The organism is Streptomyces sp. NPDC046197, assembly GCF_040646295.1.
In the GTDB taxonomy this organism is placed as follows: Bacteria; Actinomycetota; Actinomycetes; order Streptomycetales; family Streptomycetaceae; genus Streptomyces.
Genome location: NZ_JBEYZY010000001.1, coordinates 429454 through 448759 on the forward strand (window position 1 = coordinate 429454; position 19306 = coordinate 448759).

The window sequence follows — 19306 nt, forward strand, 5'->3', positions numbered from 1 at the left end:
AACCGGACTGAGGCCGAAGACCCCGACGCCAAGCGATCGGGGCCATTGGCCGGGGGCCGGGGCGTCCGGCTTCGCGAACCCGTCCGATTACGCTGTCCGGCGTGCACTTCCTGGTTGTCGACGACGAGACACGCCTGGTCGAGCTGGTCGTCCGCTATCTGCAGGAGTCCGACCACAGCGCGGAGGGCCGCCACGACGGGCCCTCGGGGCTGGAGGCCGCCCGCGACCCGCGGGTGGACGCGGTCGTATTGGACGTCATGCTCCCCGGCATGGACGGCATCGAGGTCTGCCGTACCCTGCGCCGCGAGGGCATCGACGTGCCGGTGATCCTGCTGACCGCGCGAGGCGCGGTCAGCGAGCGGGTCGCGGGGCTGGACGCGGGCGCCGACGACTACGTGGTCAAGCCGTTCGCGCTGGAGGAGCTGCACGCCCGACTGCGGGCGATCTCGCGCCGCCGTACCGACAGCGAGGGCCGGCTGGAGGTCGGTGATCTGGTGCTGGATCCCGAGCGCCGGCGCGCCTGGCGGTCCGGTACCGAGCTACAGCTCTCCCGGCGCGAGTTCGCGGTGCTGCACGTACTGATGCGCAACGCCGGGAAGGTGGTCAGCCGGCTGCGGCTGCTGGACGAGGTGTGGGACGGCGAGACCGACCTGCGCAGCAACGCGATAGACGTCCATGTCTCCAAGGTTCGCGCCAAGGTCGACCGGGCCTTCGGCCGCGCGAGCATCACCACCCTGCGCGGCGAGGGCTACCGCCTGGAGAACGGCGCATGACTCCGGGCGGCAGCACGCCCGTGGCGCCGGGCGGCGGCCTGCGTGCCCGGATGCGGCGGATGCCGATCGTGCTGCGGCTGGTGCTCACCGTCGCACTGGCCATGTCGGTCGTCCTCTGCGGCGCCGCCGCGCTCGTCTACTGGCGCGTCCAGTACGCCCTCGACCGGCAGCTGGACGAGGACCTGACGGCCTACCAGCACAGCCTGGCCATGGCCGTGCGCACGGGCGGACAGCTCCCGGCCGCTCCGACAGGCAGCACCTACCAGATACTGGACGCCGGTGGGCGAGTACTGCAGGCAGGGGAGGCCGCCCGCGGCCGGCAGCTGCTCACCGCGGCCGAGTTCGAGGACGTCACCGCCGGCCGCACCGTACGGCGCGACCAGGGCGCCCTGCTGCCGATCAGCCCGGACCCGCTGCGTCTGGAGGCCACCCGCGTCCGGCGGCGGGGCACCACCGTGGTCGCCGTGGCCGCGGTCGCACGCGGCCATCGTGACGAGGCCCTGCGTGAACTGCTTGGACAACTGGGCCTCGCCTCCGGGCTCACCCTGCTGGCCGCCTCGTACGTCGGCTACCGCACCGCCCGCGCCGCCCTCGGCCCCGTCGAGCGCTACCGCCACGGGGCGGCGACCCTCGCCGACGGCGCCCAGGGCCTCCGGCTGCCGGTCCCCGCCGACCGGGACGATGAACTCACCCGCCTCGGCCACACCCTCAACCGGATGCTGGACCACCTCGAGGCGTCCACCGAACGCGAGCGACGGTTCATCGCCGACGCCAGCCACGAACTGCGCACCCCCCTCACCCTGCTGCGCGCCGAACTCGACCTCGCCCTGCACCGCCCCCGCACCAGCGAGGAACTCACCGCGACCCTGCGTGCGGTCGACACCGAGGTGCACCGCCTGATCGACCTGTCCAACGCCCTGCTCGACCTGGAGCAGCTGGGCAGCGGTGAGCAGATCCGCCGCACGTCGGTCGACGTGGCCGACCTGGTGCACACGGCAACCGACCGGCACCGCAAGGCCGCCGCCCGCGACGGCCGTGCCCTCCTCCTGGCCGTGGTCCCGGCGGCGGTGCGGGTGGACCCACGCTGGGTGGAGCCTGCCATCGCCAACCTGGTCGACAACGCTCTGCGCCACGGCCACGGCGAGGTACGGGTCCAGGCCGAGGCCACCGAGGGCCGGCTCCGATTGTCCGTGACGGACCAGGGCCCCGGCTTTCCGCCCACGTTCCTGTCCAAGGCCTTCGACCGGTTCGCCCGTGCCGAGGCCAGCCGCACCAGCCCCGGCTCCGGACTGGGCCTGGCCCTGGTCGCGGCGGTCGCCGCCTCCCACGACGGCACCGCACACGCGGCCAACACCGGGCACGGCGCCAAGGTCACGCTCGACATCCCCTGCTGACCGCGTCCGCCAGGGCGACTCGGCAGCCGTCGGCCGCACCGCGACCGGTGCCTTTGTGCGGGCAGCCTGTCGTGCGCTGTTTCGTTCAGTGAGCAAACGGTCCTGATCGCTGGGCCGTGCTGGGCGTCGGCGGTGTCGTGGTCTTCGGAGCCTGGATGAACATCCGTAAAGCCACTTCTCACGTTTCGCATCTGCCCCGGGCCAACACCCCTACGCCACACGCGGGTTCCCTCTTCCCTCGGGGCGCACCCGGGCGCTTGGCGCCGTGTCCCACCGCCCGATCCAGGACCTGGTCCCGTCTGAGTACGGATACTCAGACACTCGTGGTGACCGGTACGGATAGGACAGATCATGAACGGTCTGTAACGTATTTCTCGATTTACCACAGCGTTGCGGTCGCACGTTTACAACGAATCGGCGGCGCACGACATGGGGGAGGGGAACCACGCGTGGCGTGGCAGGAGTGGGAACAGCTCAAGGCCGCAGCGGCCGAACGGCACTCCGCACGGATGCGGCTCAACCAGTTGCCCGGCGACCAGGGCGGCACGAGTGCGAGCGGTAGCGGCGCTTCCGGCAGGCTCCGGTCCGACAAGAAGGCGTGGTCCGCGGCCGGCGAAGGCGTGGGCGAGCTGCGCGACAACATCGGCAAGGCGCTGAAGAAGCTGGAGGACGGCCAGACAGGGCTCGGCAAGGGTTCCGGCTGCACGACTCCTGGGAACGCCGCGTGAAAGACATCAGCGAGCTGTGCCACGGCCTCGCCGGCGTGCTGGAAAAAGTGGGGCATGACCAGCTCAGGACCGATGAGGCCATCAAGGCCGAGATCGCCGGGCTGAAGGTCGGCCGTCGGCGGCACGGGCAAGGGCCGGTGACCCGGACGCATGGACCTCAAGAAACTCCAGACCATCAACCCCTCCGAGTACGCGAACGCAGCGGACGGATATCGCGCGATCAGCGACATGGCCGATGCGGCCAAGGACAGCATCGACAAGCAGATCAACAAGGCCCTGCAGAAGGCCAACGAGGGCGAGGCGGCGGACGCGGCGCAGAAGCAGCTGGCCAAGCTGTCGCAGAACTTCCACTACACCCAGGTCGAATGCGGTCTGATCAGCGGAGCACTCACCGGTTTCTCGTCCGAGATCGCCGCCCCACGTCGCCGCCTGCTCGAGGCACTTGAGGACGCGAAGGCGCTGTCGTACACGGTGAACGCCACCGGCAGCGTCGCCTACCCCGCCGGTGGCGAGAACGAACTGAGCGGAGAGAAGATCGCCGGCGGAACAGTCACCGGGTTCAACGGTATCTACAGCCGCGGACCCGGCCCGGACATGTCCGGTCTGCGCAGCCCCAACCCTCACCGCGCGAAGGCCCAGGACATCGCCGACCGCATCGCCCATGCTGTGCGGGAAGCCACAGAGATCGACGACCGTTACAGCAGGGCGTTAGGGAAGCTCAAGGCGGCCCCGGGGCTGACGGTCAACACCAAGACGTGGACGGACGTGGCTGCCGATGCCGACGCACTCAGCTCGGCCGCGAGCGAGTACATCAAGGATCACATTCCGCTGGACAAGTCGCCTGCCGACTGCAAGAAGTGGTGGGACAGCCTCAGCGATGAGCAGCGCGACGAGTACAAGAGGGCCTTTCCGGAGATCATCGGCAACCTGGACGGCATTCCGTCCGTGGTCCGGGACGAGGTCAACCGCGAGAACCTGGACATCCTGATCGGCAAGCTCTCCGGTGAGGACGGTGACAAGGCCAAGACTCAGCTGGACGCTCTCAAGAGCATCCAGCAGCAGCTGCAGGACAACGCCACGAAGCAGCTGGTGGACCCCAAAGAGCCGCCCATGTACCTGTTGGGGGTCGGCGACGAGGGACTTGGTCGGGCGATCGTCGCCTTCGGGAACCCCGACAAGTCGAAGAACGTGTCGGCCTATGTTCCCGGTCTCGGTACCGCCTTGGACACGGACTTCGCCGGGGGCGATGTGAAGCGCGCCTATGACACTGCGGTCGACGCCCGGGACATCGACCCGTCCAGCGCATCCATCGTGTGGCTGGGTTACGACGCACCGCAGCTCGACGCTCCCCTGGACCCTGCCACCCTGGTGTCCGACACGGATGTCATGTCCGCACATGACGCGGAGAAGGGCGCGCCGGCGTACAACTCGTTCATGGGCGGACTCGCCGCGACGAACGATCACAAGGATCCGCACCTGGTCGCGATCGGGCACAGCTACGGTTCTCGCCTCGTGGGCGCGGCAACACAGGAGCCAGGGGGAATCCCCGGAGCCGATGACATCATCCTTGTCGGGAGCCCGGGCACCGGCGTCAACAAGGCGGAAGATCTTGGGGTCGGAAAGGACCATGTGTTCGTGGGCGCGGCTGCGAACGACCCGGTCAGCCACCTGCCATCGAAGAAGGAAGCCGTGGCCGGCACCGTCGGCTTCTTCGGCGGCGGCCCGGCCGGTGCGTACCTCCTCGGAGACCTCGCGGACCAGGGCGATGACGACCTCTGGTTCGGCAAGGACCCGGCCAGCGAGGCGTTTGGTGCCAGACGCTTCAAGGTGTTGGACGGCCCGATGCCGGTGGTCGACGGGCAGGGGCTGACTCCGGCCCATTCCAACTACTTCAACCCGGCCAGGGACAAGGACCCTGAATCCGCTGCCAACATCGCGGCCATCGTCGCGGACCGTCCTGACCTCGTGACCTGGGACAAATACCGATGAAAACTCGTGCTGTGGCCCTCGTGGCGTCCATTCTCATCGTGTCCGGCTGTGGCCTCATCGGCAGCAGCGGAAGCGAGGGAAGGAAAGCAGGCGCGGCGCAGGAGACGAACATGAACATGCAGGAAGCGGCCGATCACGCAGAGGGGATCATCGATGCGACCGTCCAGTCGATCAGTCCGTCGGTCGAGGTCATGCGGGGGCCGTCGAGCGACTCTAGCTGCACCGACTTCAAGAACGACGGCACCGGTACCGGGTCGGTGACCCGTCGACGGTATGTGATGACGATCATCTCGGCCGAGCGGCGTGGCGGCTTTCTCGGTGTCGTTGAGCGCTACTGGAAGAAGGAGGGTTACAAGATCACGTCAGTGCGAAACAGTGCCGACATGCCGGCGATCTTCGCGACCGCGCCAGACGGCTTCGAGGTCAGCCTGGAGTTCGGGTACAAGGGCCAGGCCGGTTTCCACGTGACCTCCCCGTGCGTCGACGAGTCGAAGGTCACCGAGGCGCCCAGGAAGCCCCTTGATCCGAACTCCCCGGAAGCCAAGGGACTCCCGTACGTTCACTCCGATTTCTGGTCGGCGCGTACCCCGATCGCCTCGGCCTCGCCGACAGCGTCGGCGGGCGAAGGGTGATCCGGGGCAAACGAATTCCGGCGCGGCGTCATACCGATGTGATCGCTGCCGAGCCCGGCCACATGTGAGGCGGAAGCCGCGATGCCGGGCCGTGCTGTCGATGGAGTATCGACGAGGTGCAAACGATTGTGGACGGCCGTTGCCAGACTGGGCGAAGTCCGGGCCGGTCGGACTTCTCACCGTCGGACGGCCGGGTATCGCTCTTGCGTCTCATGGCGCCGACTCCGGCGCGACACCCCTATTCCGCGAGGAGTAACCCAGCATGAGAAAGCGCATGATGACCGTTGTCGCCGCCGCCCTGGCCGCGGGCGCCGTGGCGAGCACAGCTCCCATCGCTTCGGCCGCGGGCACCGGCCGGGCGACGGCTGCCGCGAAGCGGGCTCCGCATCAGGCGTCGTCCGTCAACCGCAACGTCAGGCGGGTACCGGTAGTGCTGTCGGCGGCGGACGTGAAGTACAGCGAGGGCTGCAGGAGCACGACGCTGCCGATCGACTGCACGATCAGCGAGCCTGTCGTTACCCAGCACGAGACGACGTACGACTTCTCGTTCCTCCCGGGTGACCACGTCATGGTGAACGCCGGAGGCTGTGTGCAGACCGGCGGTCACGGACAGACCTGGAGGCGTTACGTCGATCCGGCCTCGGACAACGACCTCTACCACGGCCTGATCACCATCCCGGGGGCGACGGGCAACCTGGAACGACTGGTGAACGTGGTCGGACGGCAGTACGTGGTCGGCGGCCGCGGCGGCAGCCTGAAGCTGGGTTACGAGGACGACGGTTACTCCGACAACGGCTACTACGCGCACGACGACGGTACCGGAGGCCAGTGCCGGAATTCCGTGAACGCCTTCGTGCACATCGTCGTTTCCTGAACGGCGCCGACCGGCCGTCGGGGTGCGGCGCATCGTCCGCGCCCCGGCGGCCACCGCGGCTCGAGAACCGTCGTCAACAGTCGGCCACGGGGCTGTGCAGGGGCGACCGGCGGAAGGGTGAGCGCCGGTCGTGGTCCAGGGCGGCCTCCAGTTCGACGGCCGCCTGGGCGTCGAGTCCCAGGACGAGCGCGGCCTCGATCCGGGCCTCCACCGCCGACAGCAGCTCCGGCCGGTTGCCCGGCGTCGTGCCAACCGGTGATCGACAGCGCGCCGCAGCCGCGTCCGGGACGGCATGACGAGGCCGCGTGCCCGCTGACCCGCCACCAGCAGCACCGGCTCCCATGCCACTGGCCTCGTTGTGGTTGGGGAGCTTGGTGACGACCATTTTGTTGCCGACGACCGTACCACCGGGGATCTCCTCACCGGTCAGCTCGTGTCCCACGGTCCGTGGACCAGCGCTGCCGGCACGGCGGACGACCTGAGGATCAGTACCGATTCCTCGAAGAAGACCCTGCAGGCCAGCCACACAGGGGGTCGACGCGAAGACGTGGGCCGATGCTGCCGCCGACGTCAGGGCCGTGGGCACTGCCGAAGCGGATTACAGGGCGGTCCGGTGGGCGGAGTCGTTGGTGGTGCGGCCGGTGCTGTCGTGGGGGGCATCGGCGGCTATATGGCTCAGGATCAGCAGACCGATCCCAGCCAGATCTGGTTCGGGACCGATCCGGCGAACAAGGCGTTTGGCGCCACACGCTTCTTGGTCGACGACGGCCCTCCCGTGACTGAGGGCGGGTTTGACGCGCACTCGCACTATTTCACCCCAACAAAGGATCAAATGTCAGCCGATAACATTGCCAAAATCGTGGTTGGGAAATCGGACGAAATCGTTTTGGAGCAGCCGCGATGAGGAGCGTCAGGGTCGCACTCCTGGGAGTACTGCTGCTTTTGGCCGGATGCGGTACTTCGGAACAGGCGGCTGGAGGGAAGCCGAAGATGAACATGCAAGAAGCGGCGGAACGCGCCGACAAGATCCTTGACGGGACGTTCGCTGCCATCCAGCCCGCCGTCCACTGGACGCACGGGGAGTCCACCGAGGGCAGCTGTGACGTGTCGCGGCGGCGAGCAGTGATGACCATCATCTCCCCGGAACGCAGGGGGAGTTTCCTGGGAGTGGTGGAACGCTATTGGAAGGCCGAAGGGTACAGACAGCTTGGCGTCAACCGGAGCGCCAAGAGCCCCGCGACCTACTTCGAGACGCCCGACCAGTTCCACGTGCGTCTTCTCATCGGCGGAAATGGCCAAGCCTTCTTCGAGGTGGCTACCCCCTGCGTCACCAAGTCCTCTGTGTCGCCGCCGACAGCTGAGACGGTCGGCCCCAATTACGCGGGAGGTTCTATCCCCGATCCGAACGTCCGGTCTGACTTCTGGTCGTCAACCACCCCGATCCCTTCTGCCTCGCCGAGCGGAACCAACTGAACGTCTACTGCACCGCTGCTCCGTGTGCAGCTTTCGTCAGACATCAGCGCGCAGCAGGACATCCGTCATGCGGTCGGCGGCATCCGGCCGCCCCGGAGACCGGGCCTGCCGCGCCATCTGCTGGCGCTGGTCGGACGATGAGGAAGGGTGCCCGGTTGTACTTGGGTTCCCCAGGCCACGCAGGCGCGTGTACTCGATGCCCGCCTCGGCAAGTGCCTCCGCGGGGCGGGCCTCGCCGAAGCACTTCTTGCGGCTGATTGGCGCGAGTCGTACGTCCGCCAGGACATCAATACGGCTGTCAAGGAGGGAGGCGACGAAGGAGCCGATGTGCCGGCCCTCGTGCCCAGCGGACCAGAGGCCGCGAGTGACTCTCGCACCCGCTGTGCAAGGGCGTGCGCGTGGCCGTGGGGGGCGCGCTGAGTGATGGCCTGCCATGTGTCGTGATCTAAAGGCCGTTGAGTCGGCCGGCCATGGTTTTCGTGGTCAGCTACGGAGCTGGATTCGCGAACGCGCAGGTCCGGTTGCCCTCAGTCGCACCGCACACAGTCCCAGCGGCCACCGCCCGGGAGAACCCGACCAAGATCTTCTCCCAGCCTGTCCCAAACGATCTTCAGGAACCACTCAGGGGCCCGACCCACTTTCGCGGATCAGGCCCCTGACCTGGTACTTCACTGTCGGGGTGGCGGGATTTGAACCCACGGCCTCTTCGTCCCGAACGAAGCGCGCTGCCAAGCTGCGCTACACCCCGATGCCGCTGCTGTCGCGGCGACGTCGTTTACTTTAGCCCACCGGTGGCTGGAGACGAAATCCGGTTTTGGAGCGGCGGCGGATGGGGTTCGGGCGGGCGTGGTCGAGGGCGACCAGCAGGACGGCCAGGGCGTAGAAGGAGAGGCCGAGTAGGAGGGCGTTGCCCAGGACGTGCTTGTAGCCGTGCTGGTCGACGTCCAGGAAGGGGTAGAGGTAGCGGCCCGGCGTGCCTGGGGGGAGCAGTTCGCCGCGGGTCAGGCAGTAGGCCAGGTAGGCCATGGGGTAGAGCAGCCACGGCGCGGCCTGGCGCAGGTGCAGGCCGCCGGGAGCCGTCAGCAGGAGCCAGTCCAGCAGTGCGGCGATCGGTGTCACCGTGTGCAGGATCTGGGTCGCCAGTGCCTGCCAGACCGTGTGGACGCCGGGCGCGTCCGTGAGGGAGAACGGCGGGGACGTCTGTACCAGGAGCAGGTGATAGACCAGGCTCGCGATCGTGACGTAGAGCACAGTCGCGCCGGTCAGTGCCGGCGGCAGCGGGCGGCGCGCGGTCCATGCCCGGCGGGCGGAGAGGGCGAGGACCATGGCCAGCAGGATGTTGCTCTGGATCGCGAAGTGGCTCAGGACGTGGGCCGGAGTGCCGAGGAGCGCTTCGACGGTCACCGCCGCCGCGGCAGCCAGGGCGACCAGCAGGCGGTAGATCCCTGTCCAGGGGCGGCGTAGGGGCGCCACGACGGCGGTGGCGGGGACGGCAGACGGCAGGAGGGGGGACATGCCCGGTATCGCGGGGAGATCCGGTATGTCCCTGGGTATCGGGGCGGTCATGCCCTCACGCTAGGGAGCGTGGGGCAAATCGGGCGATTCGGGCAGTCTGTTCGGGCGATGCTTCGGGCGACGCGTCGGGAGATGGGTTTGGGGATCGGGGACGTGCCCCTGCTCCCGCCCCACCGGCGTCGGCTACTCCCGCCCCACCAGCGTCAGCAGCGTCGCCTCCGGGGGGCAGGCGAAGCGGACCGGGGTGTAGCGGTTGGTGCCGCAGCCGGCCGATACGTGCAGGTAGGACGTGCGGCCCTCGGCCGTGTGGGTGGACAGGCCCTTCACGCGGTCCGTGTCCAGGTCGCAGTTGGTGACCAGCGCGCCGTAGAAGGGGATGCAGAGCTGGCCGCCGTGCGTGTGACCGGCCAGGACCAGGGGGTAGTCGTCGGCCGCGAAGGCGTCGAGTACGCGCAGGTACGGGGCGTGGACCACGCCCATCGAGAAGTCCGCCTCGCCCGAGGGGCCGCCCGCCACCCGGGCGTAGCGGTCCCGCTTGATGTGGGGGTCGTCCAGGCCCGTCAGCTCCACCGAAACGCCCTCGACCTTCAGGGTGCCGCGCGTGTTGGTGAGATTGAGCCAGCCCGCCGCGTCGAAGCCGTCGCGCAGGTCCTCCCACGGGTTGTGGATCACCCCTACCGCGGGAGGGTTGCCGTTCAGGCCGTGCCGGCCGCTGGTCTTCTCCAACAGGTAACGGGCGGGGTTGCGCAGCTTGGGGCCGTAGTAGTCGTTGGACCCGAAGACATAGGCCCCGGGGAAATCCATCAGCGGGCCGAGCGCGTCCAGGACCTCAGGTACGCCCTCCGGGTCCGAGAGGTTGTCGCCCGTGTTGATCACGAAGTCCGGGCGCAGCCCGGCCAGCGAACGCAGCCAGCGCTGCTTCTTGCGCTGACCGCCGACCATGTGGATGTCGGAGACCTGAAGGATGCGCAGGGGGCGCATGCCCGAGGGCAGGACCGGCACGGTGACCCGGCGCAGCCGGAACGAGCGGACCTCGATCCCCGCCGAGTAGAGAAGACCGGCGGTCGCTGCCGCAGTGATGCCCAGGGGTACTCCGTATCGCGCGCGCATGACTCCATCGTGTCAGGCGCATGCAGTGCAGCGGAAATCATCCGCCGGATCGCGGAAGGGCCAACACACTGGCGGGGGCCACGAAATCGGCGCGCGGCCTCCTCACCGTACCTGCGACAATCAAACCCATGACCACGCTCAAGTCCAAGCTGCACGCAGACCTCAATGCCGCGATCAAGGAGCGCGACGAGCTCCGCTCCTCGACGCTCCGGCTGACGCTCGCCGCGATCACCAAGGAGGAGGTCGCCGGCAAGGAGAAGCGTGAGCTCTCCGACGACGAGGTCCTCAAGGTGATCACCAAGGAGTCCAAGAAGCGCCGCGAGGCGGCCGAGGCCTTCGCTCAGGGCGGTCGGGCAGAGCAGGCCGAACGGGAGAAGGCCGAGGGTGAGGTCCTTGCCGCGTACCTGCCCAAGCAGCTGACCGACGAGGAGCTGAGCGAGATCGTCACGCAGGCCGTCGCGGAGGCCCGGGCGGCCGGTGCGGAGGGGCCGCGGGCCATGGGTGCGGTCATGAAGATCGTGAACCCGAAGGTGGCCGGGCTGGCCGAGGGCGGGCGCGTCGCCGCGATCGTCAAGCGGATCCTCGCCGGCTGAGGCAAATGGCTGAGGCTGAGACTGACGCGGCTGAGGCTGAGACTGAGGGCGCGGCGGAGGCTGAGACTGAGGCTGGGGAGCAGCCCGGGCGCGGCCCCGTGCTCCCTGCGGGCCGCGCCGGCCGGCGTACTGCATAAGCGGGATGCGCGGATGCGTGGCCCGGGCGGACGGGCGGACGGCGTGCGGTCCGACCGCATCCCGTCCGCCCGCCCGACGCCGATGCGTTCCCGTTCACCAGCCCCCCGGGTGGTCCGGCTTGAGGCCGGCCCCCGTCACGGTCGGCCCCGCTGCACGTCACCGTGGAGTGCCGCACGGCGGTATCCCCCGGGTTCGGGGCGGTCTGTGCGGGTGGTGCAGCAGGCCCAGTTCCTGGGCGCGGGCACCCAGGGCCACGCGGCCGTTGGCCTGCAGTCGTTCCATGAGCCGCTGTACCTTGCGCTGGATCGTTCGGTGTCCCAGGCCGAACTGCCGGGCAATGGACGCGTCGTTCAACCCGGCGTACAACAGGTTCAGGATTTCCCGGTCATCGGCGTCTATGTGAGGCGCACCGGTGTCAGATTCAGGCGTTGTGGTCAATTCGCCTACCCCCGTCGCAGTCGATTGCTGCCTTTTTGCCGCCCATTTTAGGAAGCGTTTGCCGTCCCGGACAGCTGAATCAATGGCGACAAACAACGGCAAAGGGGGTCTACGGGGTGGCGTTATTGCGCCTCCGGTGCGCTCACCGGCCGACGGTTACCGCACTCGGCGGTCGGTCGCCTGCCGGGGCACTAGTACCACGGAGCGCAGTGCTGGGTGCCCGACGCGTCCTCGACGCAGGCGCGCATCTCGTAGCCCGACGGGTTGTAGTACATGGGGGTGCGCGTGTAGTAGAGGTTCGCCGCGCCCGGCACCTTCGAGGTCCAGCCCGACGCACCGCCCTTCTTCAGGCCCAGTCGCCAGTAGCAGGTGGAGTGGTCCTTGGTGCAGCGCTGGACGTAGACGTTCCACTTGCCTTCGTCCGAGCCGCTGAAGAATTCGAGGCGGCCCCAGCTGTACTGGTCCCCGTCCGTCTTCCCCCAGCGCAGCTCGTACGAGAACGAGCCGCCGAGGTCATAGGGGCCGTACGGGCTGAAGGGGCCGGTCTGCCAGGTCTGGATGTTCGGATCGTGGCCGTCGCATCCGAAGTTGTCGCAGGCCGGCGCGGTGGCCGAGGCGGCGTTCGCGCCACCGGCGACGAGCGCGAGGGAACTGACCAGCGTGCCCAGGGCAGTGCCGATGCGGGTTCGGAGTTTCATGTTCCCCTCCACGTGAAGCGGCAAATGGAAATGGGCACCTCCCTGGAGGAGCCGCGGATGAATGCTCCACGGATCCCGCTGGGGAGAATGCCCATTTCGGGGGATTGGCGTAAATGCGTCAGATCGGCGCCCGGACTGCGCCGGCCGGTGTCCGGCATCGCCAGGTCCATCCCGGCCGATGCGGATACCGGACGCTAATTCTTGCGGCCTCCGTTGGTGTTCCCGCCGGTCGGGCCCTGGATGAAGCCCGCCGGGAAGGAGAAGGTCGGCTTGGGGAAAGTGCCGCCGTTGGTGGCGCCGCCGTGCTTGCCGCCATTGGCGCCGCCGGTCAGGCCGCCGATGAGACCACCGATGAGGCCGCCGTTGTCCCCGTCGTGCTTCCCCTTGTCCTTGCCCTTGGCGTCCTCGTCCGGGATGTCGACCAGGTTGAAGGACGGCGAGTCCTTGCCCTCCAGGGCGCCGGTCATCGCGTCCCGCCAGATCGGGCCCGGCACCTGACCGCCGTAGACCAGGTCGTGGTACTCACCGCCGATGTCGATGTTGTACATCTTCACCTTCTGGGTGGCGCTGCCCACCCACACCGCGCCCGACATGTTCGGCGTGTAGCCGACGAACCACGCGTTCCTGCGCTCGTCCGTCGTACCCGTCTTGCCCGCGTTGTCACGGTCGGTGAGACCGGCCTGCTGGCCCGTACCGGAGTCGACGACGCCCTGCAGCAGCGTGTTGATCGTGTCCGCGGTCTTCTCGGACATGGCCCGCGTGCACGCCGACTTGGGCACCGGGAGTGACTTCTGCCGGTTTCCCACCTTCTGTGTGATCGCCTCGATGGCGATCGGCGTGCAGTACACGCCGCGGTCGGCGAAGGTGGCGTACGCCGCCGCCATCCGCAGCGGCGAGATGCCCTTGGCGCCGAGGGCGATCGCGGGGACCTCGGGCAGTTTGTCGCCGTTGCCCTGTACGACGTGCAGGGCGTCGGTCATCTTCATCACCGGGCACAGGCCGATGTCGGTGATCATCTGCACGAAGTAGGTGTTGACCGACTTGGCCATCGCCTCCTTGAGGCGGTACGGGCCGACCTCCGAGGCGGACTCGTTCGGCACCACCTCGTGGCTGCGGTTCACCCAGGGATGGCTGCCGCACGTCTGGACCGGGCCCGGGTACTCCATCTTGTTCGGCGACGAGTACTCCTGCGTCGGGGGCTTGCCCTGCTCCAGCGCGGCGGCCGCCACGAACGGCTTGAACGTAGAACCCGTCGGGAAGCCGAAGTTGGAGCCGCCCATGTCCCGGTCGACCGCGAAGTTGTACTCGGTCTCGTTCTTCCCGTAGCCGTACGGCTTGGACTGGCCCATCGCGACGATCTTGCCGGTGCCGGGCTGGACCAGCACGGCCGCCGCGGCGACCTTGTCCGACTGGTAGACGTGGTCCTTCAGGGAGGTCTGCACGGATTCCTGGGACTGCTGGTCCAGTGTCGTGCGGATGGTCAGACCGCCCTCGTTCCAGACCTTGGCCCGCTGCTCACGGGTCTTGCCGAAGACCGGGTCGTTGAGGAAGACCTGCTCGACGTACTTGCAGAAGAAGCTCGCGCCCTTGACCGCCGTGATGCAGCCGTTGCGCGGCTGGGTGACCTTCAGGCCCAGTGGCGCCTTCTTGGCCTTGTCGGCCTCGGCCTGGGAGATGTCGCCGACCTCGGCCATGCGCTGCAGCACGATGTTGCGCCGCTTGGTGGCCTCGGCCTCGTCGTTGACCGGGTCGTAGCGGCTCGGCGACTGGACGATGCCGGCCAGCAGAGCCGCCTCCTGCAGGTTGAGGTCCCTGGCGTGCTTGGAGAAGTAGCGCTGGGAGGCGGCCTCGACGCCGTAGGACTGCTCGCCGAAGAACGTGATGTTCAGGTAGTTCTCGAGGATCCTCTTCTTGCCGAGGTCCTTTTCGACCTGGATCGCGTACTTCAGTTCCTTGATCTTGCGGCCCAGGGTCTGCTGGGTGGCCTGCGCGACCTTCGTGGGGTCGTCGCCGGCCTCCTCGATGAAGACGTTCTTCACGTACTGCTGGGTGAGCGTGGAGGCGCCCTGGGCGACGCCGCCGCTCTGCGCGTTCTTGTTCAGGGCACGCAGGACGCCCTTCAGGTCGATCGCGCCGTGCTGGTAGAACCGCGAGTCCTCGATTGCGACGATCGCCTTCTGCATGTACGGCGAGATGTCCTTGAGGTCGACCACCGTACGGTCGCGGGAGTAGACCTGCGCGATCTGATTGCCCTGGTTGTCCAGGATTGTGGTGCGTTGGCTGAGCGGCGGGCGCTTGAGGTTGGCCGGGATGTCGTCGAATCCCTCGACCGAACCCTTGGCGGCCAGGCCGAGTGCGCCGGCCGCGGGCAGTGCGATGCCGGCCAGGACTGCTCCCGCGAGCACGCTGACACCGAGGAACTTCGCGGCCTGCTGCGTTGGCGACAGACCTCCGCCCGAGCGCTTCTTTGGCATGAGGGCAGCCTACGTTCTCATTCGCCGGACAGACGTATATGCCTTGGCCTAAGCTGCTCTCAACTGTCACAGCTGTGCGGCCACGTATCAATACGTCCGGCGACCTCGAAACGTTCCGGATCTTCACGACTTTCTTTGCCGAGGCGCGCGAAGAGCGCGTCGATGCGTGCCGAGGGCGCGTTGAGGATGCGTCACCGGCGCGTCGTGAGGCGGCGCGAGGATGTGTTGAGATGCGTGCCCGAATTCGCCTCGTGTGCCACCTGGCGTCCGTTGTGGCGCAATGGAAACGTCCCGTTATGCCGGGAATGTCGCGCATGTCGTCAGCTCACTCCCGCGGGTGATCTGCCGCTTACCCATAGTCCGTTCGGGCCATTCAAGATTGGGCCCGAAGGGGGTGTTGCGCTGTGCCCACCTTCCGTAACGTCCTCAACTGGCGGCGGTGAATATGCCGCTGCCGCCGTGGGGGAGCCTCGATTCGGGAGAGGACGGCGCCGGTATGGGCTGGGTAACCGACTGGAGTGCGCAGGCTGCCTGCCGCACTACCGATCCGGATGAACTGTTCGTTCAGGGAGCAGCGCAGAACAGGGCCAAGGCGGTGTGCACCGGATGCCCGGTACGCACCGAATGTCTGGCCGACGCGCTGGACAACCGCGTCGAGTTCGGCGTGTGGGGAGGCATGACGGAGCGCGAGCGCCGCGCACTGCTGCGCAGGCGGCCGACCGTCACCTCGTGGCGCAGGCTGCTCGAGACGGCCCGACTGGAGTACGAGCGCGGGGCGGGCCTGGTCTCCCTCGACGACGACCAGGTGTACGAGACCTACGCGGCCGTGAGCTGAGCGGGCCCCTCCGGTCGCTTGAGGGCACCCCCTCGGTCACCCGAGGGAACCCTCCTCGGTCCCCGCGCATCCTCGGGCGGGTCGTACATCGTGCGGGCGGGTCGTACGTCTTTGTGGGTGGCCCGCCAGGGCCACGGCACGGGCACGTCGCGGTTCGGCGTGCGTACGCCGGCCGTTCCGTGCAGGTCGGCGGTGTTCACGCTGCGTCAGGTGACGCAAGGATGCCGCACCGACGGCGCATCGATGCCGCACCCGACGTCAGACGGTTGTCTCGGGCAGCTCGCGCCGGTGCTCGGCGAGCCGGTCTCCGATGTCCCGCAGCCCCGCGAGGTCGTGCACATCGCCGGGCAGCGCCGCGACTTCGGCCACCGCCACCTCGGGATGCAGTGCGGTGAAGCGGTCACGTGTGCGCTGCTCGCGGGAGAGCAACTGCATGCGTTCGGCGTGCAGCCTCAGCAGACCTGCGGTGAGCTCGTCGACGGACGGCTGTGTGGGGGAGTCCTCGTCGGGAGTGGGTGCCTCGGACGGGGGAGAACCGGGTGAGGGGGGCGAAGGGAGAGAAGACGCGCCAGTCTCTGAACTTCCGTACGTGTCGGGAGAGTTACGAAGTCCAGCTTTCCCGTCCCCCTGATCCACAATGCGGGGCTCCTCAAGATTTTCGGCCGCGGCGAGCGCCCGTTCGGCCGACAGCTGGTCGGCGCCGCTGCCGTGCACCCGGTTGAGCACCAGACCGGCGAGCGGCATCCTCTCGGCGGCCAGTCGCTCCACGAAGTAGGCGGCCTCGCGCAGCGCGTCCCGCTCCGGGGCCGCGACCACCAGGAATGCCGTCCCTGGCGCCTGGAGCAGCTTGTACGTCGCGTCCGCGCGCGTGCGGAAGCCGCCGAAGGTCGTGTCCATCGCGGCCACGAAGGTCTGTACGTCCTTCAGCAGCTGACCGCCCAGCAGCTTGCCGAGGGTGCCGGTCATCATCGACATGCCGACGTTCAGGAACTTCATCCCGGCACGTCCGCCCAGCTTCGCCGGGGCCGTCAGCAGCCGGATCAGCCGGCCGTCCAGGAAGGAGCCGAGCCGCTTCGGCGCGTCCAGGAAGTCCAGGGCCGAGCGGGACGGCGGTGTGTCGACGACGATGAGGTCCCACTCGTCCCTGGCCCGCAACTGCCCGAGCTTCTCCATCGCCATGTACTCCTGCGTGCCCGCGAAGCCCGCCGAGAGCGACTGGTAGAAGGGGTTGGCCAGGATCGCGGCCGCCCGCTGCGGGTCCGCGTGCGCCTCGACGACCTCGTCGAAGGTGCGCTTCATGTCGAGCATCATGGCGTGCAGCTCGCCGTCGCCCTCGGTGCCCTTCACCCGGCGCGGAACATTGTCGAGCGAGTCGATGCCCATCGACTGGGCGAGCCGGCGGGCCGGGTCGATGGTCAGGACCACGACCTTGCGGCCGCGCTCGGCGGCGCGCAGCCCGAGGGCCGCCGCCGTCGTCGTCTTGCCGACCCCGCCCGAGCCGCAGCACACCACGATCCGGGTGTTCGGGTCGTCGAGCAGCGGATCGATGTCGAGCAGGCGCGTCGGCGCCAGTCGCCGGGTGCCGTCGTGGGCGGGAGCGGAGGAACGCGCGGTCTCCTGCCCCGGGGCGGAGGCCGTGTGCGCGGTCTCCTGCGCCCGGGCGGAGGCCGCGGGTGCGTTCTCCCGCGCGTGGGCGGAGGCCGCAGGGGCGGTCTCCCGCGCGTGGGCCGGGTCCGGGCTCATGACATCCCCTGCTTCCGCAGCTCGGTCGCCAGTTCGTACAGGCCCGCCAGGTCCATGCCCTCGGCGAGCAGCGGCAGTTCGTGCAGCGGCAGGCCCAGCTCGCCGAGGACGGACCGCTGCTCCTGCTCCAGCGAGTACCGCTCGGCGTACTCCTCGGCCTGCACCAACAGCGGATCCACCAGCCGCTCGGCGTTCCCGCCGCGCCGTGCACCGCCGAGCCCGGCGGAGGACAGGGACCGGGCGACGGTGGTACGCGGAACAGTGCGTACGAGTTCCAGGTCGGTGGCGTCCAACACCTGCGGCCGCACCATGTTCACGATGATGCGCCCCACCGGCAGACGCGCCGCGCGCAGTTCGGCGATGCCGTCCACGGTCTCCTGGACGGGCATCTCCTCCAGCAGCGTCACCAGGTGCACGGCCGTCTCGGCCGACTTCAGCACTCGCATCACGGCCTGCGCCTGATTGTGTATCGGGCCGATCTTGGCGAGCCCGGCCACCTCGTCGTTGACGTTCAGGAAGCGGGTGATGCGTCCGGTCGGCGGCGCGTCCATGACGACATAGTCGTACGTGAAACGTCCGGTCCTGTCCTTGCGGCGCACCGCCTCGCACGCCTTGCCGGTCAGCAGCACGTCCCTGAGGCCGGGCGCGATGGTGGTGGCGAAGTCGATGGCGCCGAGCTTTTTCAGGGCCCGGCCGGCGCTGCCCAGCTTGTAGAACATCTGGAGGTAGTCCAACAGGGCCAGTTCGGGGTCTATGGCCAGTGCGTACACCTCCCCGCCCCCGGGAGCGACCGCGATTTTCCGCTCCTCATAGGGCAGCGCCTCTGTCTCGAAGAGCTGTGCGATGCCCTGCCGACCCTCGACCTCGACGAGGAGCGTCCGCTTCCCCTCCGTGGCCAGGGCCAGCGCGAGGGCGGCGGCGACCGTCGTCTTGCCGGTCCCGCCCTTGCCGCTGACGACCTGGAGCCTGCTCACGCCTTCGAGCCTAACCAGTCCGCGCACGGGCTACGCGGGAGGCTGTGGATAACAGCGACTACAGTCGGCCACATGACCAAGTGGGAATACGCAACCGTGCCGCTGCTCGTCCACGCCACGAAGCAGATTCTGGACACCTGGGGCGAGGACGGCTGGGAGCTCGTCCAGGTCGTGCCCGGTCCGAACAACCCCGAGCAACTGGTGGCCTACCTGAAGCGGGAGAAGCAGGCATGAGCGCGGTCGAGGCGAGACTGGCCGAACTGGGCCTGACGCTGCCGGAGGTCGTGCCGCCGCTGGCCGCCTACCAGCCGGCCGTGCAGTCCGGCCCGTACGTGTACACCGCCGGCCAGCTGCCCATGGTGGAGGGCAAGCTGCCGGTCACCGGCAAGGTGGGCCTGGAGGTCACCCCTGAGGAGGCCAAGGAGCTGGCGCGCATCTGCGCGCTGAACGCCCTCGCGGCCGTCAAGTCCGTCGTCGGTGACCTGGACCGCATCGCGCGCGTGGTGAAGGTCGTGGGCTTCGTCGCCTCGGCCGCCGACTTCACCGGCCAGCCGGGTGTCGTCAACGGCGCGAGCGAGCTGCTGGGCGAGGTCCTCGGCGAGAAGGGCGTGCACGCCCGGAGCGCGGTCGGTGTGGCCGTACTGCCGCTGGACGCCCCGGTCGAGGTGGAGATCCAGGTCGAGCTGCTTCCCTGACCACGTCCGCACGGTGTCCGGCCCGTCGGGGCGGGTGGCGGGTGCCGTTGCCGCAGCTGGTGACGGAGGCCGTTGCCGCAGCTGGTGGCTGATGCCGTTGTCGGTCCGTCGCCGTGCTCGGGTGGGCGTGGTGGTGGGCCTGTGGCTGATGCGGGCCTGGGGCGGACTCCGGTTCGCGGCCGATTCCGGTCCGGGGCCGACCCCGGCTAGCGGACGACCCCGCGGTCCAC

Annotated in this window: 21 protein-coding genes and 1 tRNA gene; 12 read left to right on the forward strand and 10 right to left on the reverse strand. The window is 68.6% G+C overall.

What is annotated here, in order from left to right; all coding sequences use genetic code 11:
- Nucleotides 1-101: 101 nt before the first annotated feature.
- From AB0A61_RS01980 to AB0A61_RS02005, 6 genes are all read left to right on the forward strand, one after another.
- Nucleotides 102-773, forward strand: coding sequence for a response regulator transcription factor (locus AB0A61_RS01980; protein WP_361284543.1), 672 nt, complete (start codon nucleotides 102-104; stop codon nucleotides 771-773).
- On the forward strand, nucleotides 770-2167 hold the full coding sequence (locus tag AB0A61_RS01985) for a HAMP domain-containing sensor histidine kinase (protein WP_361284546.1): 1398 nt from the start codon (nucleotides 770-772) through the stop codon (nucleotides 2165-2167). The genes AB0A61_RS01980 and AB0A61_RS01985 overlap by 4 nt, the downstream gene beginning before the upstream one ends.
- A 449-nt stretch (nucleotides 2168-2616) precedes the next feature.
- A complete protein-coding gene (locus AB0A61_RS01990) occupies nucleotides 2617-2895 on the forward strand; it encodes a hypothetical protein (protein ID WP_361284549.1) in 279 nt (92 codons plus the stop codon).
- A gap of 150 nt (nucleotides 2896-3045) precedes the next feature.
- The gene (locus AB0A61_RS01995) at nucleotides 3046-4884 is read left to right on the forward strand and encodes an alpha/beta hydrolase (protein WP_361284552.1); all 1839 of its coding nucleotides are present in this window, start codon (nucleotides 3046-3048) and stop codon (nucleotides 4882-4884) included.
- An 11-nt stretch (nucleotides 4885-4895) separates the two neighbouring features.
- Complete coding sequence (locus tag AB0A61_RS02000) at nucleotides 4896-5516, forward strand: hypothetical protein (RefSeq protein ID WP_361284555.1); 621 nt, start codon at nucleotides 4896-4898, stop codon at nucleotides 5514-5516.
- A gap of 262 nt (nucleotides 5517-5778) precedes the next feature.
- Nucleotides 5779-6390, forward strand: a complete 612-nt coding sequence (locus tag AB0A61_RS02005) for a hypothetical protein (protein ID WP_361284557.1) — start codon at nucleotides 5779-5781, stop codon at nucleotides 6388-6390.
- A 73-nt stretch (nucleotides 6391-6463) separates the two neighbouring features.
- On the opposite strand, the gene AB0A61_RS02010 is transcribed toward AB0A61_RS02005, so the two are convergent.
- Entirely contained in the window at nucleotides 6464-6832 is a 369-nt protein-coding gene (locus tag AB0A61_RS02010) for a hypothetical protein (RefSeq protein WP_361284560.1), read from the reverse strand.
- 171 nt (nucleotides 6833-7003) lie between these two features.
- On the opposite strand from AB0A61_RS02010, the gene AB0A61_RS02015 reads away from it, so the two are divergent.
- Both AB0A61_RS02015 and AB0A61_RS02020 read left to right on the forward strand, forming a co-directional pair.
- Nucleotides 7004-7294, forward strand: a complete 291-nt coding sequence (locus tag AB0A61_RS02015) for a hypothetical protein (RefSeq protein WP_361284563.1) — start codon at nucleotides 7004-7006, stop codon at nucleotides 7292-7294.
- An 86-nt stretch (nucleotides 7295-7380) separates the two neighbouring features.
- Nucleotides 7381-7863 carry a hypothetical protein gene (locus AB0A61_RS02020; protein WP_361284566.1) on the forward strand — a complete coding sequence of 161 codons (483 nt, stop codon included), beginning with the start codon at nucleotides 7381-7383 and terminating at the stop codon, nucleotides 7861-7863.
- 36 nt (nucleotides 7864-7899) lie between these two features.
- Here AB0A61_RS02020 and AB0A61_RS02025 read toward each other — a convergent pair whose 3' ends face one another.
- The 4 genes from AB0A61_RS02025 to AB0A61_RS02040 all read right to left on the reverse strand — a co-directional run bounded on the left by AB0A61_RS02025 (nucleotide 7900) and on the right by AB0A61_RS02040 (nucleotide 10488).
- Nucleotides 7900-8298: a DUF488 family protein gene (locus tag AB0A61_RS02025; RefSeq protein WP_361284569.1), complete on the reverse strand. Its 399-nt coding sequence runs from the start codon at nucleotides 8296-8298 to the stop codon at nucleotides 7900-7902.
- A gap of 239 nt (nucleotides 8299-8537) precedes the next feature.
- Nucleotides 8538-8611, reverse strand: a tRNA-Pro gene (locus AB0A61_RS02030).
- A 32-nt stretch (nucleotides 8612-8643) separates the two neighbouring features.
- Nucleotides 8644-9429, reverse strand: coding sequence for a Pr6Pr family membrane protein (locus AB0A61_RS02035; protein ID WP_361284572.1), 786 nt, complete (start codon nucleotides 9427-9429; stop codon nucleotides 8644-8646).
- 132 nt (nucleotides 9430-9561) lie between these two features.
- On the reverse strand, nucleotides 9562-10488 hold the full coding sequence (locus AB0A61_RS02040; protein ID WP_361284575.1) for a metallophosphoesterase: 927 nt from the start codon (nucleotides 10486-10488) through the stop codon (nucleotides 9562-9564).
- Between the two features lie 128 nt (nucleotides 10489-10616).
- Here AB0A61_RS02040 and AB0A61_RS02045 point away from each other — a divergent pair, with 128 nt between their 5' ends.
- Complete coding sequence (locus AB0A61_RS02045) at nucleotides 10617-11081, forward strand: GatB/YqeY domain-containing protein (protein WP_361284578.1); 465 nt, start codon at nucleotides 10617-10619, stop codon at nucleotides 11079-11081.
- Between the two features lie 294 nt (nucleotides 11082-11375).
- Here AB0A61_RS02045 and AB0A61_RS02050 read toward each other — a convergent pair whose 3' ends face one another.
- The 3 genes from AB0A61_RS02050 to AB0A61_RS02060 form a co-directional block, all read right to left on the reverse strand.
- Nucleotides 11376-11759 (reverse strand): LuxR C-terminal-related transcriptional regulator, encoded by a 384-nt coding sequence (locus AB0A61_RS02050; protein WP_361284581.1) that lies wholly within the window; start codon nucleotides 11757-11759, stop codon nucleotides 11376-11378.
- Between the two features lie 89 nt (nucleotides 11760-11848).
- A complete protein-coding gene (locus tag AB0A61_RS02055) occupies nucleotides 11849-12355 on the reverse strand; it encodes a hypothetical protein (RefSeq protein WP_361284584.1) in 507 nt (168 codons plus the stop codon).
- A gap of 194 nt (nucleotides 12356-12549) precedes the next feature.
- A complete protein-coding gene (locus tag AB0A61_RS02060) occupies nucleotides 12550-14829 on the reverse strand; it encodes a transglycosylase domain-containing protein (RefSeq protein WP_361284587.1) in 2280 nt (759 codons plus the stop codon).
- A gap of 496 nt (nucleotides 14830-15325) precedes the next feature.
- Between AB0A61_RS02060 and wblA the strand changes: the two genes are divergently transcribed.
- Complete coding sequence (gene wblA / locus AB0A61_RS02065; protein WP_361284590.1) at nucleotides 15326-15664, forward strand: transcriptional regulator WblA; 339 nt, start codon at nucleotides 15326-15328, stop codon at nucleotides 15662-15664.
- A 258-nt stretch (nucleotides 15665-15922) separates the two neighbouring features.
- Here the strand turns inward: wblA and AB0A61_RS02070 are convergent, their stop codons facing one another.
- A complete protein-coding gene (locus AB0A61_RS02070; protein ID WP_361284593.1) occupies nucleotides 15923-17407 on the reverse strand; it encodes an ArsA family ATPase in 1485 nt (494 codons plus the stop codon).
- Nucleotides 17404-18381, reverse strand: a complete 978-nt coding sequence (locus AB0A61_RS02075; protein WP_361284596.1) for an ArsA-related P-loop ATPase — start codon at nucleotides 18379-18381, stop codon at nucleotides 17404-17406. The genes AB0A61_RS02070 and AB0A61_RS02075 overlap by 4 nt, the downstream gene beginning before the upstream one ends.
- Nucleotides 18382-18453: 72 nt before the next feature.
- Here AB0A61_RS02075 and AB0A61_RS02080 point away from each other — a divergent pair, with 72 nt between their 5' ends.
- Both AB0A61_RS02080 and AB0A61_RS02085 read left to right on the forward strand, forming a co-directional pair.
- Nucleotides 18454-18615: a DUF4177 domain-containing protein gene (locus tag AB0A61_RS02080; protein WP_003975360.1), complete on the forward strand. Its 162-nt coding sequence runs from the start codon at nucleotides 18454-18456 to the stop codon at nucleotides 18613-18615.
- Nucleotides 18612-19076, forward strand: coding sequence for a RidA family protein (locus AB0A61_RS02085; protein WP_361284599.1), 465 nt, complete (start codon nucleotides 18612-18614; stop codon nucleotides 19074-19076). The genes AB0A61_RS02080 and AB0A61_RS02085 overlap by 4 nt, the downstream gene beginning before the upstream one ends.
- The last annotated feature ends 230 nt before the right edge of the window (nucleotides 19077-19306 follow it).

Coding starts and splice junctions, on each gene's coding strand:
- AB0A61_RS02085 (WP_361284599.1), top strand. CDS start 18,612: ATGAGCGCGGTCGAGGCGAGACTGGCCGAACTGGGCCTGACGCTGCCG.
- AB0A61_RS02040 (WP_361284575.1), bottom strand. CDS start 10,488: ATGCGCGCGCGATACGGAGTACCCCTGGGCATCACTGCGGCAGCGACC.
- AB0A61_RS02035 (WP_361284572.1), bottom strand. CDS start 9,429: ATGACCGCCCCGATACCCAGGGACATACCGGATCTCCCCGCGATACCG.
- AB0A61_RS02080 (WP_003975360.1), top strand. CDS start 18,454: ATGACCAAGTGGGAATACGCAACCGTGCCGCTGCTCGTCCACGCCACG.
- AB0A61_RS02055 (WP_361284584.1), bottom strand. CDS start 12,355: ATGAAACTCCGAACCCGCATCGGCACTGCCCTGGGCACGCTGGTCAGT.
- wblA (WP_361284590.1), top strand. CDS start 15,326: ATGGGCTGGGTAACCGACTGGAGTGCGCAGGCTGCCTGCCGCACTACC.
- AB0A61_RS02020 (WP_361284566.1), top strand. CDS start 7,381: ATGAACATGCAAGAAGCGGCGGAACGCGCCGACAAGATCCTTGACGGG.
- AB0A61_RS01995 (WP_361284552.1), top strand. CDS start 3,046: ATGGACCTCAAGAAACTCCAGACCATCAACCCCTCCGAGTACGCGAAC.
- AB0A61_RS02025 (WP_361284569.1), bottom strand. CDS start 8,298: ATGGCAGGCCATCACTCAGCGCGCCCCCCACGGCCACGCGCACGCCCT.
- AB0A61_RS02070 (WP_361284593.1), bottom strand. CDS start 17,407: ATGAGCCCGGACCCGGCCCACGCGCGGGAGACCGCCCCTGCGGCCTCC.
- AB0A61_RS02045 (WP_361284578.1), top strand. CDS start 10,617: ATGACCACGCTCAAGTCCAAGCTGCACGCAGACCTCAATGCCGCGATC.
- AB0A61_RS01985 (WP_361284546.1), top strand. CDS start 770: ATGACTCCGGGCGGCAGCACGCCCGTGGCGCCGGGCGGCGGCCTGCGT.
- AB0A61_RS02005 (WP_361284557.1), top strand. CDS start 5,779: ATGAGAAAGCGCATGATGACCGTTGTCGCCGCCGCCCTGGCCGCGGGC.
- AB0A61_RS02060 (WP_361284587.1), bottom strand. CDS start 14,829: ATGCCAAAGAAGCGCTCGGGCGGAGGTCTGTCGCCAACGCAGCAGGCC.